Raw genomic sequence first — 13,194 nt, 5'->3', positions numbered from 1 at the left:
TTTGTGCCTGCCATTGTCAACAACCTGCTGCTGCGCGGCTGCCGGCCCAGTCCCGCGCTAAAAAATCACGATCACTCAAGCGTTCTTGCTGGCTCAACGCTGGCCGGAGGAAGGCTTGCGGGGCGCGGCGTTCCGTGAGGCGACCTTGCTTGGGGCGGCTTGGCGGGCGCCGTTGGCAGAGCCTGCGCCTTTGGACGGTGTCGCCTTGCGGGGTGCTGGCTTGCTGGAGCCGCTTCCTGCGCCAGCCTGCGGCCCGCTCCTGGTCTTCTGACCAGCTGCTGTGGCAGCCTTGCTGCGGCCTGCCGCAGCAGCGCTGCGCTTGGCCGATGTCTGCTGGCCCATCGCGGCCTTGGCCGCCGCCTTGCCGGCTTCGGCCATCTCCTGGGCTGTGCTGCGCACCGCCTGCGCAGCGGAGGCTGCCGCCCGTTGGGTACTGGCTGCATGGACCATCGCCTGCTCGGTGACATCCTGCACAGCCTGCTGGGCGATGTGCTGGAACTGCTGGGTCAGCGCGCCCCACCACTGCATGGGGTCGGTCGCCGAAGCGGCGGCGGCACTGGCCTGTTCAGATTTCTCGGGCTGTTCTCTTGCGGCAGCGGCCGGTGCGGGCGCGGGCGCGGGTGTGGTTGCGGCTGCAGGGGCGGGGCTGGGCGTCTCGGTGGTTGTTGGCGCCACCGCTGCCGCTTGTTGCGCCTGCGCAGCCGTGCTCTGGGCAAACTGCTGCCAGCTTTGCACCATGGTGCTGGCCCAGTTCTCTACCGGCACATTCATCGTCTGCAAGGCCGACAAGGTCATCTTCTGCACTTCCATCGCCTGGATGGTGGCGGCCAGCGCCCGCTGGTTCTGCTCCAGCCAGAACAGCACGGTCTTGAGCTCCTGAATGCGCTTTTCCAGGTCCGGCACATTCATCGTCGGCGCCACCCATTCCTGCCATTGCGCAAAGGCCGCAGAAGGCTTGGAGCTACCGCCCGCTGCGAGCTTTTGCAGAAAATCAAAGCCGGGGGCAAAGGGGTTGAAAGACGGGGCGGAGTCTTGCATGGTGTTGTCTCCAGGAGTTGGGCCGTTGGCCGCGTGTGCAATGCCAGGGTGTATGCTGCACAGCTTAGCGGATTGTGCAGCCCCTGCCTATGTGATAAATCGCTTGCGGCTGCGTACGACCACCCTTGCAACCTGCCTTTTTGAGCCCGCCACCATGCAGAGCCTTTTCCATCTCGCCTTCCATGTGCACGACCTGGATGCTGCACGCCACTTCTACCGCGACACGCTCGGCTGCGCCGAAGGCCGCAGCACCGACAGCTGGGTGGACTTTGATTTCTTTGGCCACCAGATCTCCTGCCACCTGGGCAAACCCTTTGAGACCAGCAATACCGGCCTGGTGGGCAACCACAAGGTGCCGATGCCGCACTTCGGTCTGGTGCTGAAACTCGAGGACTGGAAGCAGCTGGCCGAGCGCCTGCGCGCCGCCAACACACGCTTTGTGCTCGAGCCCCAGGTGCGCTTTGAAGGCGAGCCCGGCGAGCAATGGACGATGTTCTTCTACGACCCGAGCGGCAACCCGATCGAGGTCAAAGGCTTTCGCTCGCTGGCGCAGTTGTACGCGCATTGATGGGGCGCTGTGGCCCCGCCAGGAGCATCTGAGGCGGGGCAAGCGCTGCTGCCGCCCTGCCTGTGGTGGCTAGCGCAGCGATCAGACTTGGTGTCCATCGGTACTTGAGAAACGGGCACAAAAAAGCCAGCTCGAAAGCTGGCTTTTGGTGTTCTGGTTGCGCGAGAAGGATTTGAACCTCCGACCTTTGGGTTATGAGCCCAACGAGCTACCAGACTGCTCCATCGCGCACCGCAATTATAGCGCGACTTTGGTACTGCATTTTGGACGAATGCGCTTTTAGCGTATATTTTTTGCGCTTCGACTTTTATAGCAATCTTGGCGGGATCAAAGCGGCGGCCTTACCGGCCCACTTTTCAGGCTGACCAGCCCAGTCCGCAACGGTGCTGCCCGGCAGCCAGGCACAAAAAAGCCAGCTCGAAAGCTGGCTTTTGATGTTCTGGTTGCGCGAGAAGGATTTGAACCTCCGACCTTTGGGTTATGAGCCCAACGAGCTACCAGACTGCTCCATCGCGCACTTGCATTATAGCTCGGGTTTTCCTTAATGCGAAGCGCTTTGTCATCATTTGGAAACTATTTGTGGAATGAGGGCCTCAAGCGCTGCTTGCAGCGATCGGCAAAGGCGCAGCGCCATAGAAAAAGCCCACCGAAGTGGGCTTTTTCAGTCGGAACCTGCAGAGGGCTTATTCTGCTGCGGCATCACCGGCTTCTTCAGCGCGGTCCACCAGTTCAACATAGGCCATAGGCGCGTTGTCGCCCACGCGGAAACCCATCTTCAGGATACGGGTGTAGCCGCCTGGACGGTTGGCCGAGCGAGGACCCAGCACGTTGAACAGCTTGGTGACGCTGTCGCGGCTGCGCAGACGGTCAAAAGCCAGACGGCGGTTAGCCACGGTGTCCACCTTGGCCAGCGTGATCATGGGCTCGATCACCTTGCGCAGTTCCTTGGCTTTAGGAACGGTGGTCTTGATGGCTTCGTGCTCGATGAGCGAATTCATCATGTTTTGCAGCATCGCCTTACGGTGAGACGAGGTGCGGTTCAGTTTGCGGAGGCCGTGTCCGTGACGCATGGTGCTTTTCCTTTTAGATTGATTCAATCAAACAGCCGTATCAGGTACTGTTCGACGCACTACGATTGAGCTCCCCCACCATTGGGAGAGCTCTCCATTATAACTTAACGCTTTTCCAAACCGGCTGGTGGCCAGTTTTCAAGCTTCATACCCAGGGTCAGACCACGGGAAGCCAACACTTCCTTGATCTCGTTGAGCGACTTGCGACCCAGATTCGGGGTCTTGAGCAACTCATTTTCGGTGCGCTGGATCAGGTCACCGATGTAGTAGATGTTCTCGGCCTTCAAGCAGTTGGCAGAACGCACGGTCAGTTCCAGCTCGTCCACAGGACGCAGCAGGATCGGATCGAACGTGGCGTTGTTGCGCGCCTGGCCACCTGGCTGGTCGAACACATCCAATGCGCCGCCTTCAAGCTGCGCAAACACGGCAAGTTGCTCCACCAGGATCTTGGCCGACGAGCGCACTGCATCTTCTGCAGCGATGGCACCGTTGGTTTCGATCTCGAGAACCAGCTTGTCCAGATCGGTACGCTGCTCCACACGGGCGGATTCGACCGTGTAGCTAACGCGCTTGATCGGCGAGAACGATGCGTCCAGCACAATGCGGCCGATCGACTTGGTCGACTCGTCACCGTAGCGGCGCACGTTACCGGGCACATAGCCACGGCCTTTTTCCACCTTGATCTGCATGTCCAGCTTGCCGCCTTGCGACAGGTTGGCGATGATATGATCAGGGTTGATGATTTCTACATCGTGAGGCGTCTGAATGTCAGCAGCCGTCACCACGCCTTCGCCATCCTTGCGCAGGCTCAGCGTCACTTCGTCACGGTTGTGGAGCTTGAACACCACGCCCTTGAGGTTCAGCAAGATGTTGACCACATCTTCCTGGACGCCGTCGATAGACGAGTACTCGTGCAGCACACCTGCAATGGTCACTTCCGTCGCTGCATAACCCACCATCGAGGACAGCAGAACACGACGCAGCGCATTGCCCAGCGTGTGCCCGTAGCCGCGTTCAAACGGCTCCAGCTCTACCTTGGCGCGATTGTGGCCCAGCTGTTCTACGTTAATTGTCTTGGGTTTCAGCAAATTGGTCTGCATGCAAACTTCCTCTCAATACCCCCGGCTCGTTACACCGGTAAGGCTGGTGAAGCACCAGAACCGCGATGCCTCGCGGTTCTGGGACGGATACACTTTCGCAGTCGAAAACGACCGTGAAATTAACGAGAATACAATTCGACGATCAGCGATTCGTTGATGTCAGCACCGAATTCATCGCGGTCTGGAGACTTCTTGAAGACGCCTTCAGCCTTGTCAGCCGACACGTCCACCCAAGCGGGGAAGCCCACTTGACCAGCCAGTTGCAGCGACTCAACGATACGGGCTTGCTTCTTCGACTTTTCGCGCACCGCCACCACGTCGCCCTCCTTCACCGAGTAGGAAGGAATGTTGACGGATTGACCGTTCACGGTGATGGCCTTGTGGGACACCAGCTGACGCGCTTCGGAGCGGGTCGAGCCAAAGCCCATGCGATACACCACGTTGTCCAGACGGCTTTCCAGCAGGCTCAGCAGGTTCGCGCCGGTGTTGCCACGGCGACGATCAGCTTCAGCGAAGTAACGGCGGAATTGCTTCTCCAGCACACCGTAGGTGCGCTTGACCTTTTGCTTTTCACGCAGTTGCAGACCGTAGTCCGAGGTACGCGTGCCGGAGGTACGGCCGTGTTGACCTGGCTTGGTGTCCAGCTTGACCTTGTCCGCGATCGAGCGACGTGCGCTCTTCAGGAACAGGTCTACGCCTTCGCGGCGGGAAAGTTTGCCCTTAGGGCCAATAAAACGTGCCACTTGAATATCCTTTTTTCAGCTACCGCATAAATGCGGGAGCCGCCAGAGCACCATGCACTGGCGGCGGTGGGCTTATGGTGAGTTAGATACGACGACGCTTTTGAGGGCGGCAGCCGTTGTGCGGGACTGGCGTCACGTCGGAGATCGACGTGATGCGGATGCCCAGTGCACCCAGAGCACGCACCGAAGACTCGCGACCTGGGCCTGGGCCCTTGATCTCGACGTCCAGGTTCTTGATGCCCTGTTCCATGGCAGCACGGCCGGCCACTTCGGAAGCAACCTGGGCTGCGAAAGGCGTCGACTTGCGCGAGCCCTTGAAACCCTGGCCACCCGACGAAGCCCAAGACAACGAGTTGCCTTGGCGGTCGGTGATCGTGATGATGGTGTTGTTGAACGAAGCGTGAACGTGTGCAATGCCGTCAGAAATGTTCTTGCGAACTTTCTTACGTACACGTGCAGCTGCGTTGTTCTGAGACTTAGCCATTGTGTACCTTCAATCTCTTTATTTCTTCAAAGCCGCTGCGCCTTTGCGCGGACCCTTGCGGGTACGGGCATTGGTGCGGGTACGCTGACCACGCATGGGCAGACCACGACGATGACGGAAACCGCGGTAGCAGCCGATGTCCATCAAACGCTTGATGTTCATCGTGGTTTCACGGCGCAGGTCACCTTCCAGGGTCAGGTGAGCGATTGCGTCGCGGATCTTTTCCAGATCAGCGTCCGTGAAGTCCTTGACTTTCTTGGCGTAGTCGATACCAGCGGCTTCGCAGATCTTGCGAGCGGTGGTGCGACCGATGCCATAGATAGCGGTCAGGCCGATCTCCGCATGCTTGTGCGGAGGGATGTTAATACCAGCAATACGTGCCATTTGTGTCCTCTAATACTTTAGATTAACCTTGGCGCTGCTTATGGCGCTGGTCGGTGCAGATCACGCGTACGACACCCTTGCGACGGATGATCTTGCAGTTACGGCAAATCTTCTTTACCGAAGCTGAAACTCTCATTTCATTCTCCTAAAACTTCCATCCGCTCCAGTCTGTGACGGCATTTCAAATATTTAGCCCGAACAGACTGGAGGGCACACTTTCCTGTCGATCTCAGTTTTTGGCTGAGGCCTTGAAGTTCGCCTTCTTCAGAAGCGACTCATACTGCTGAGACATCATGTAGTTCTGGACCTGGGACATGAAGTCCATGGTCACCACGACGATGATCAACAAGGAAGTGCCACCGAAATAGAACGGAACGTTGTACTTCAGGATCAAGAACTCTGGCAGCAGACACACGAAGGTGATGTAAACAGCACCCGCAAGCGTCAAACGCACCAAAATCTTATCAATATAACGTGCTGTCTGATCCCCTGGTCGAATCCCGGGAATAAAGGCACCACTCTTCTTCAGGTTATCGGCCGTTTCGCGGCTGTTGAAAACCAAGGCCGTATAGAAGAAGCAGAAAAAGATGATCGCTGCGGCATAGAACATCACATAGATGGGCTGACCAGGAGTCAGCGTGCTAGCAATGTCCTTGAGCCAACGCATCGATTCGCCAGCGCTGAACCAGTTCACAACAGTGGCAGGCAGCAAGATGATCGACGAAGCGAAGATGGGCGGAATCACACCAGCCATGTTCAGCTTCAGTGGCAAGTGCGAAGACTGACCACCATACACCTTGTTTCCAACCTGACGGCGCGCATAGTTCACCAGGATCTTGCGCTGTCCACGCTCGACAAACACGACGAAGTACGTCACGGCTGCCACTACGAGAACAATGAAGATCGCGGCAATGATGCTCATCGCACCAGTACGCACCAATTCGAGCAATCCACCGATGGAGCTGGGCAGACCCGCAGCAATACCGGCGAAAATCAGGATCGAGATCCCGTTGCCCAAACCACGCTCGGTGATCTGTTCACCCAGCCACATCAGGAACATCGTACCGGCAGTCAAGCTGACCACAGCGGTAAGACGGAACCCGAAACCAGGGCTGAGGACCAAACCGGCAGTGCCTTCCAGCGCCACGGCAATGCCGAGCGACTGGAACAGCGCAAGCGCCAATGCACCGTAACGGGTGTACTGGGTAATCTTGCGACGGCCGGCTTCGCCTTCCTTCTTCATCTGTTCGAATGTCGGGACGACGTAGGTCATCAATTGCATGATGATCGATGCCGAGATGTACGGCATGATCCCCAGTGCAAACACGGTGAAGCGCGAGAGCGCTCCGCCCGAGAACATGTTGAACAGGTTGAGAATGCCACCCTGTTGGCTATTGAACAGCTGCTGCAACTGGTTGGGATCGATACCAGGCACCGGAATATGAGCTCCGATGCGGTAGACGATCAGCGCCAGCAACAGAAAAACCAAACGACGACGCAGATCGCCGTATTTACCGGTCTTTGCAATAGTTGCGGTGTTCGTAGCCACTGATGAATCTTTCAGAAAGGGTTAGGCGACGCTACCGCCAGCAGCTTCGATCGCAGCCTTGGCACCAGCGGTGGCGCCGATGCCGTTCAGCTTGACAGCCTTGGACAGAGCACCGGTGTTGATCACCTTGACGACCTTGGCGCGTTGGCCAACCAGACCGGCTTGCTTGAGCACTGCCAGATCCACATCCGCAGCGCCCAGCAGCTCGAGAGCGGCCAGGGAGACTTCGGCGTTGAACTTCAACGTGGTGGACTTGAAACCGCGCTTGGGCAGGCGACGCTGCAAAGGCATTTGACCGCCTTCGAAGCCTACCTTGTGGTAGCCACCCGAACGCGACTTTTGACCCTTGTGACCACGGCCGGCGGTCTTACCCAGACCCGAACCGATACCGCGACCCACGCGACGCTTGGCGTGCTTGGCACCTGCTGCAGGCTTGATGCTATTGAGTTCCATCATCAATCCTTTCAGAGAACCTTCACCAGGTAGGCGATCTTGTTAATCATACCGCGCACTTCGGGGGTGTCCTTCAGTTCGCTGATGCTGTTCAGCTTGCGCAGACCCAGACCACGCACGGTGGCGCGGTGGTCTTCTTTGGTACCAATCGGGCTACGCACCAGTTGGACCTTCACAGTTTGTTGCGTTGTCATAGTGACTCCGATCAGACGAACAGGTCTTCAACCGACTTGCCACGCTTTGCAGCCACTTCCGCAGGGGTCGTGGAGTTGTTCAAAGCGTCGAAAGTGGCGCGAACCATGTTGTAGGGATTCGACGAACCATGGCTCTTGGCCACGATATCGGTGATACCCAGAACTTCGAAGACGGCGCGCATGGGGCCGCCGGCGATGATACCGGTACCCTTGGGGGCAGGAGCCAACATCACGTTGGCAGCGCCATGGTGACCCATCACTTTGTGATGCAGGGTGCCGTTCTTCAACGAAACCTTGATCATGTTGCGACGGGCTTCTTCCATAGCCTTCTGCACGGCAGCAGGCACTTCCTTGGACTTGCCCTTGCCCATGCCAACGCGGCCGTCACCATCGCCAACCACGGTCAGTGCAGCGAAGCCGAGAATACGACCACCCTTCACAACCTTGGTGACGCGGTTGACCGCGATCATTTTTTCGCGCAAACCGTCGTCATTCGCCTGGTCTTGCACTTTGGGGGAAAATTTAGCCATTTCTATCCACTCCGCTTAGAACTGCAGGCCGGCTTCGCGGGCTGCATCAGCCAGAGCCTTGACGCGGCCGTGGTAGGCGAAACCTGCACGGTCGAATGCAACCTTCTCAACGCCAGCTGCCTTCGCCTTTTCAGCGATGCGCTTGCCGATGAGAGTAGCTGCGGCGGTGTTGCCACCCTTGCCAGCTGCACCCAGGTTGCTGCGCACTTCGGCTTCTGCCGTAGATGCGGTTGCAATCACCTTGGTGCCGTCGCCGGAAATGATCGTGGCATAGATATGGAGGTTCGTACGGTTCACCGTCAAACGCGCAACGCCTTGGTTGGCAATGCGGATACGGGTTTGCAGGGAACGACGAAGACGCTGCTGTTTCTTGTTCAACATGATGCAGCTCCTTATTTCTTCTTAGTCTCTTTGATCGTGACCTTCTCATCCGCATAACGGATGCCCTTGCCCTTGTAAGGCTCGGGAGGACGAACGGCACGAATCTCAGCTGCCAGCTGACCCACGCGTTGGCGGTCAGCACCCTTGATCACCACTTCCGTAGGGGTAGGGGTGGCCACGGTGATGCCAGCAGGCATTTCAAAGTTGACTGGGTGGGAATAACCAACGCTCAGGTTCAGCTTGCTGCCAGAAGCAGCGGCCTTGTAACCCACGCCGACGAGAGACAGCTTCTTCTCGAAGCCCTTGCTCACACCAACCACCATGTTGTTCACCAGCTGACGCATGGTGCCGCTCATGGCATTGGCTTCACGGGAGTCATTCACCGGCTCGAAAGCCAGCTTACCGTCGTTGTTGGAAACCTTGACCAGGGCGTTGGGGGTCAGCAGCAGCGTGCCGCCTGCGCCCTTGACGCTGATTTGGTCTTCCTTGATGGAGACATCCACACCTTGGGGGATGCTCACAGGCATTTTTGCTACACGGGACATGTCAGTATTTCTCCTTCAATGCCGCGTTAAGCCACATAGCAAAGCACTTCACCGCCGACACCGGCAGCGCGCGCTTTACGATCGGTCATCACACCCTTAGGCGTGGTCACGATTGCAACACCCAGGCCGTTTTGGACTTGAGGAATTGCAGTGCAGCCCTTGTACACACGCAGGCCAGGACGGCTCACGCGCTCGATACGCTCGATCACTGGACGACCAGCGTAGTACTTCAAGGTAATTGCGAGTTCAGACTTGCCATCTTCGGTCTTCACTTCGAAGCCATCGATGTAACCCTCGTCCTTCAAAACCTGTGCAATGGCAACCTTCACTTTGGAGGAAGGAACCAGCACGGTGGCTTTGGACACCATTTGTGCGTTACGGATACGGGTCAGCAAGTCAGCGATTGGATCACTCATGCTCATGTTTAATCTCCTGACTGCTTACCAGCTGGCCTTGGTCACGCCAGGGATGGCGCCGACGAATGCCAGTTCACGAATCTTGGCGCGGCCCAGACCGAATTGACGGAAGGTGCCACGGGGACGACCCGTGATTTCGCAACGTGCACGTTGACGAGTGGGGTTTGCATTGCGAGGCAGCTTTTGCAGGCCCAGACGGGCTGCATCACGCTCTTCGTCGGAACGCTTGGCGTCGCCGGCGATGGCCTTCAGTTCTGCATACTTGGCTGCGTACTTGGCAGCCAGCTTTTCACGCTTCAGTTCGCGTTGGATCAGTGCTTGTTTAGCCATGCATCACCTCAGTTCTTGAACGGGAAGCGGAAAGCCTGCAACAGTGCCTTGCACTCGTCGTCATTCTTCGCAGTCGTCGTAATGCTGATATTGAGACCACGCAGTGCGTCGACTTTGTCGTACTCAATTTCAGGGAAGATGATTTGTTCTTTGACGCCGATGTTGTAGTTGCCACGGCCATCAAAGGCGCGGCCAGAAATACCACGGAAGTCACGCACGCGGGGCAGAGCCACGGTGACGAAACGGTCCAGGAATTCATACATCTGAACGCCACGCAGGGTCACCATGCAGCCGATAGCTTGGCCTTCGCGGATCTTGAAACCAGCGATAGCCTTCTTGGCCTTGGTCACCACAGGCTTTTGACCAGCAATCTTGGTCAGGTCAGCCACGGCGTTGTCCATCACCTTCTTGTCGGAGACGGCTTCGCTCACACCCATGTTCAGGGTGATCTTCGTCAGGCGAGGCACTTCCATCGAGGAGGTGTAGCCGAACTTCTTCATCAGTTCGGGAGCGATTTGCTCACGGAATTGTTTTTGCAGTCGTGCAACGTTTGCCATGTCTTACTCCTTAGGCTGCGATTTCAGCGCCATTGGACTTGAACACGCGAACACGTGCGCCGTCGGCGTTCACCTTGATGCCCACGCGATCAGCCTTGCCGGTTGCCGCATTGAAGATAGCCACGTTGGATTGGTGGATAGGCATAGCCTTTTCCACGATACCGCCGTTGGTGCCCTTCATGGGGTTTGGCTTGACGTGCTTCTTCACCATGTTGATGCCTTCGATCACCAGGTGGGAGTCGTCCGCACGCAGGGTCACGGTGCCACGCTTGCCCTTGTCACGGCCGGTCAGCACGATAACTTCGTCGCCCTTGCGAATCTTGTTCATAGTGCTATTCCTTTAGAGAACTTCGGGGGCCAGCGACACGATCTTCATGAACTTTTCGGTACGCAGTTCACGGGTCACGGGGCCAAAGATGCGGGTGCCGATAGGCTCCAGCTTGGCGTTGAGCAACACAGCAGCGTTGCCATCGAATTTGACGAGCGAACCGTCAGCACGGCGAATACCCTTTGCGGTACGCACCACCACAGCACTGTAAACCTCGCCTTTTTTGACGCGGCCACGTGGAGCAGCTTCTTTCACGCTCACCTTGATAATGTCACCAACGCTCGCATAGCGACGGTGCGAACCACCCAGCACTTTGATGCACTGGACAGACTTCGCGCCGGTATTGTCGGCAACCTCGAGTCGAGATTCTGTCTGGATCATTTCAATATTCCCAACTTGCACCAGCAGACCAGACAGCCCAATAAGAATTAATCCTCATGGACAGCCAAGCAGCCAGTCAGTCTTGGGCCCGTCGTCCACACCGCAACCATTTACGATGCTTCTCCTGGGCAGAAACCTCGCGCATTAAACGCGAAGCCCTCTATTGTGTCAGAGCTAGCACACCTCGTCAAGGGCGCGCACCCAAACCAGCGGTAAATTTGTATTTTTACGCCACTTTTTCGCCGGCGTACTGCTGCGCCAGCACCAGGAAAGCGGTCAGAGCCGTATCCGACCCCAATTCTTCCTGCAAGATCTCGGCCACGCGCGGGGCCAGCTTGGCGGCCAGGCGGGCATCCAAGAAGAGCAGGCGGCTGCGGCGGGCGAGCACGTCTTCGACAGTGCGCGCATATTCATAGCGCGCAGCAAAACGCACCATGGCTTCGCTCAGGCCATTGGCCAGCCAGACGTCGGCGCCTGGCAAGGTGGCCACAAACTCAGCCTCGCTGCCATAGGAGTGCATGCCTTGGGCCATGTGCATGCTGTGCTGGGCGCGGCCCGATGCGGGTGTCCCCACCAGCGGCAGCTTCACGGTCACGCCACCGGGCTTGCGCGGCAGGCGCTGGGCATCGAAGCAGGCATTGAGCACGTCCTCGGCCATCGCGCGGTAGGTGGTCCACTTTCCGCCGGTCACCGTCACCATGCCGGACTTGCTGGTCAGCACCGTGTGCTCACGGCTGATACCCTTGGTGTTTTCGCCATCGTCGTCTTGCGGCTTGACCAGCGGACGCAGCCCGGCCCACATGCTGCGCACATCGGCCATCGTGGGGGCGCGGCTGAGGTACTTGCCCGCCTCGCTCAGGATGAAGTTCAGCTCTTCCTCAAACGGACGGGGCTCGCGCGCCAGGTCATGGCGCGGGGTGTCGGTCGTGCCCAGAATCACCTTGCCCAGCCATGGCACCGCAAACAGCACCCGGCCGTCGGCCGTCTTGGGCACGAGCAGGGCATGGTCCGAGGGCAGGAAATCGCGGTCCACCACCAGGTGCACGCCCTGGCTGGGCGCCACCATGGGCTTGACGGGCTTGCCCATCATCTCGGCATCCTGCTGGCGCAGGTGGTCCACCCAGGGGCCCGTGGCGTTGACCACGCAGCGCGCACGCACCGTGTAGCGCTGGCCAGACTCGGCATCCTTGCAGACCACGCCTGCGACCCGGCCCTCCTCCTGGATCAGCTCCGTCACCGGGCAGTAGTTGACCAGCAAGGCCCCCTTGGCAGCGGCCGTGCGGGCCAGCGCAATCGCCAGGCGGGCGTCGTCGAACTGGCCATCCCAGTATTTGACGCCGCCCTTCAAACCCTTGTCTTGCACCGTGGGCAGCAGCCGGCGCGTGGCGCCAGCCGAGAGAAACTGTGTCGAGCCCAGACCCGCCTTGCCCGCCAGCGCGTCGTACATCTTGAGGCCGATGCCATAGAACGGCGTGTCCAGCATCTTGTAGGACGGCATCACAAAGGCCAGCGGCTGGGCGATATGCGGCGCGTTGTTGAGCAAGGTGGTGCGCTCATGCAGAGCCTCGCGCACCAGCGAAATATTGCCCTGTGCCAGATAGCGCACGCCGCCATGCACCAGCTTGGTGGCGCGCGACGAGGTGCCCTTGGCAAAGTCCATCGCTTCGAGCAGCGCCACCTTGAAGCCGCGCGCGGCCGCATCGAGCGCCACGCCCAGGCCCGTGGCCCCGCCCCCGACCACCACCAGATCAAATACCGGCGTGGCGCCCAGGCGGGCCAGCAAATCAGTACGGTGAACAGACAGCGGTGCAGCAGCAGTGGACATGCGAAGTAGAAAGAAAGGTCTGAGGGTTGCGGCGCGCCGGCCTGGCCAGGATCGCCGCAAAGTGCCAAAGCCTGGAAGCGAGATTCGCTTTTGCGCTTTTGTCTCTAAATTTTATTCGTTTTTGATCTTTTTTGTTCGTTATTGGCAAATTTGCCGTTGGCGAAGCCCAAGATCTCAGCGGCGCAGCATGCCAGCCTGGCATGCCAATCTGATGACAAAACCACCCGCCAGCCATGGCTGATGCGGGGACCGCCCGGTGCGGCACGCCACCTCCTGCCTGCTGCACTGTTGCGTTTTGCACTATATTGGCGGGAGTTT

20 protein-coding genes and 2 tRNA genes are annotated in these 13,194 nt (G+C 58.5%); 1 reads left to right on the top strand and 21 read right to left on the bottom strand.

Features of this window, described 5'->3' with window-relative positions:
• Positions 1 to 93 precede the first annotated feature (93 nt).
• The gene (locus ACPEE1_RS04105) at positions 94 to 1,038 is read right to left on the bottom strand and encodes a PhaM family polyhydroxyalkanoate granule multifunctional regulatory protein (protein ID WP_423935298.1); all 945 of its coding nucleotides are present in this window, start codon (positions 1,036 to 1,038) and stop codon (positions 94 to 96) included.
• 154 nt (positions 1,039 to 1,192) lie between these two features.
• Here ACPEE1_RS04105 and ACPEE1_RS04100 point away from each other — a divergent pair, with 154 nt between their 5' ends.
• Positions 1,193 to 1,606, top strand: coding sequence for a VOC family protein (locus ACPEE1_RS04100; RefSeq protein ID WP_116926315.1), 414 nt, complete (start codon positions 1,193 to 1,195; stop codon positions 1,604 to 1,606).
• 154 nt (positions 1,607 to 1,760) lie between these two features.
• Here ACPEE1_RS04100 and ACPEE1_RS04095 read toward each other — a convergent pair.
• The 20 genes from ACPEE1_RS04095 to ACPEE1_RS04000 all read right to left on the bottom strand — a co-directional run bounded on the left by ACPEE1_RS04095 (position 1,761) and on the right by ACPEE1_RS04000 (position 12,876).
• A tRNA-Met gene (locus ACPEE1_RS04095) sits at positions 1,761 to 1,837 on the bottom strand.
• Positions 1,838 to 2,046: 209 nt separating this feature from the next.
• A tRNA-Met gene (locus ACPEE1_RS04090) sits at positions 2,047 to 2,123 on the bottom strand.
• 166 nt (positions 2,124 to 2,289) lie between these two features.
• Positions 2,290 to 2,676: a 50S ribosomal protein L17 gene (gene rplQ, locus ACPEE1_RS04085; protein WP_021028321.1), complete on the bottom strand. Its 387-nt coding sequence runs from the start codon at positions 2,674 to 2,676 to the stop codon at positions 2,290 to 2,292.
• 104 nt (positions 2,677 to 2,780) lie between these two features.
• Complete coding sequence (locus ACPEE1_RS04080; protein WP_116926314.1) at positions 2,781 to 3,776, bottom strand: DNA-directed RNA polymerase subunit alpha; 996 nt, start codon at positions 3,774 to 3,776, stop codon at positions 2,781 to 2,783.
• 119 nt (positions 3,777 to 3,895) lie between these two features.
• Positions 3,896 to 4,519, bottom strand: a complete 624-nt coding sequence (gene rpsD / locus ACPEE1_RS04075; RefSeq protein ID WP_021028319.1) for a 30S ribosomal protein S4 — start codon at positions 4,517 to 4,519, stop codon at positions 3,896 to 3,898.
• An 82-nt stretch (positions 4,520 to 4,601) separates the two neighbouring features.
• Positions 4,602 to 5,003, bottom strand: a complete 402-nt coding sequence (rpsK, locus tag ACPEE1_RS04070) for a 30S ribosomal protein S11 (RefSeq protein ID WP_021028318.1) — start codon at positions 5,001 to 5,003, stop codon at positions 4,602 to 4,604.
• Positions 5,004 to 5,021: 18 nt separating this feature from the next.
• Positions 5,022 to 5,387 carry a 30S ribosomal protein S13 gene (rpsM, locus tag ACPEE1_RS04065; RefSeq protein ID WP_021028317.1) on the bottom strand — a complete coding sequence of 122 codons (366 nt, stop codon included), beginning with the start codon at positions 5,385 to 5,387 and terminating at the stop codon, positions 5,022 to 5,024.
• Positions 5,388 to 5,409: 22 nt separating this feature from the next.
• Complete coding sequence (rpmJ, locus tag ACPEE1_RS04060) at positions 5,410 to 5,523, bottom strand: 50S ribosomal protein L36 (protein ID WP_003050535.1); 114 nt, start codon at positions 5,521 to 5,523, stop codon at positions 5,410 to 5,412.
• A 93-nt stretch (positions 5,524 to 5,616) separates the two neighbouring features.
• Positions 5,617 to 6,936 carry a preprotein translocase subunit SecY gene (gene secY, locus ACPEE1_RS04055; RefSeq protein ID WP_021028316.1) on the bottom strand — a complete coding sequence of 440 codons (1,320 nt, stop codon included), beginning with the start codon at positions 6,934 to 6,936 and terminating at the stop codon, positions 5,617 to 5,619.
• Positions 6,937 to 6,957: 21 nt separating this feature from the next.
• On the bottom strand, positions 6,958 to 7,389 hold the full coding sequence (rplO, locus tag ACPEE1_RS04050; RefSeq protein ID WP_027011218.1) for a 50S ribosomal protein L15: 432 nt from the start codon (positions 7,387 to 7,389) through the stop codon (positions 6,958 to 6,960).
• Between the two features lie 11 nt (positions 7,390 to 7,400).
• Positions 7,401 to 7,583, bottom strand: a complete 183-nt coding sequence (gene rpmD / locus ACPEE1_RS04045; protein WP_021028314.1) for a 50S ribosomal protein L30 — start codon at positions 7,581 to 7,583, stop codon at positions 7,401 to 7,403.
• An 11-nt stretch (positions 7,584 to 7,594) separates the two neighbouring features.
• Positions 7,595 to 8,113 carry a 30S ribosomal protein S5 gene (gene rpsE / locus ACPEE1_RS04040; protein WP_027011217.1) on the bottom strand — a complete coding sequence of 173 codons (519 nt, stop codon included), beginning with the start codon at positions 8,111 to 8,113 and terminating at the stop codon, positions 7,595 to 7,597.
• A gap of 15 nt (positions 8,114 to 8,128) precedes the next feature.
• A complete protein-coding gene (gene rplR / locus ACPEE1_RS04035; RefSeq protein WP_021028312.1) occupies positions 8,129 to 8,494 on the bottom strand; it encodes a 50S ribosomal protein L18 in 366 nt (121 codons plus the stop codon).
• Positions 8,495 to 8,505: 11 nt separating this feature from the next.
• Positions 8,506 to 9,039 carry a 50S ribosomal protein L6 gene (gene rplF / locus ACPEE1_RS04030; protein ID WP_027011216.1) on the bottom strand — a complete coding sequence of 178 codons (534 nt, stop codon included), beginning with the start codon at positions 9,037 to 9,039 and terminating at the stop codon, positions 8,506 to 8,508.
• 26 nt (positions 9,040 to 9,065) lie between these two features.
• Complete coding sequence (gene rpsH, locus ACPEE1_RS04025; protein WP_021028310.1) at positions 9,066 to 9,461, bottom strand: 30S ribosomal protein S8; 396 nt, start codon at positions 9,459 to 9,461, stop codon at positions 9,066 to 9,068.
• 18 nt (positions 9,462 to 9,479) lie between these two features.
• Complete coding sequence (gene rpsN, locus ACPEE1_RS04020) at positions 9,480 to 9,785, bottom strand: 30S ribosomal protein S14 (protein WP_021028309.1); 306 nt, start codon at positions 9,783 to 9,785, stop codon at positions 9,480 to 9,482.
• Between the two features lie 8 nt (positions 9,786 to 9,793).
• Positions 9,794 to 10,342, bottom strand: coding sequence for a 50S ribosomal protein L5 (gene rplE / locus ACPEE1_RS04015; RefSeq protein ID WP_021028308.1), 549 nt, complete (start codon positions 10,340 to 10,342; stop codon positions 9,794 to 9,796).
• 10 nt (positions 10,343 to 10,352) lie between these two features.
• On the bottom strand, positions 10,353 to 10,670 hold the full coding sequence (gene rplX / locus ACPEE1_RS04010; protein ID WP_021028307.1) for a 50S ribosomal protein L24: 318 nt from the start codon (positions 10,668 to 10,670) through the stop codon (positions 10,353 to 10,355).
• A gap of 12 nt (positions 10,671 to 10,682) precedes the next feature.
• A complete protein-coding gene (gene rplN / locus ACPEE1_RS04005) occupies positions 10,683 to 11,051 on the bottom strand; it encodes a 50S ribosomal protein L14 (protein ID WP_027016133.1) in 369 nt (122 codons plus the stop codon).
• A 226-nt stretch (positions 11,052 to 11,277) separates the two neighbouring features.
• Positions 11,278 to 12,876: a glycerol-3-phosphate dehydrogenase/oxidase gene (locus ACPEE1_RS04000; protein WP_116926312.1), complete on the bottom strand. Its 1,599-nt coding sequence runs from the start codon at positions 12,874 to 12,876 to the stop codon at positions 11,278 to 11,280.
• Between the last annotated feature and the right edge of the window lie 318 nt (positions 12,877 to 13,194).

Source organism: Comamonas sp. 23, from assembly GCF_049601575.1.
GTDB classification, from domain to species: domain Bacteria; phylum Pseudomonadota; class Gammaproteobacteria; order Burkholderiales; family Burkholderiaceae_C; genus Comamonas; species Comamonas squillarum.
The sequence above is the reverse complement of the archived record's forward strand: the minus strand, read 5'-3'. Positions and strand labels throughout refer to the sequence as shown.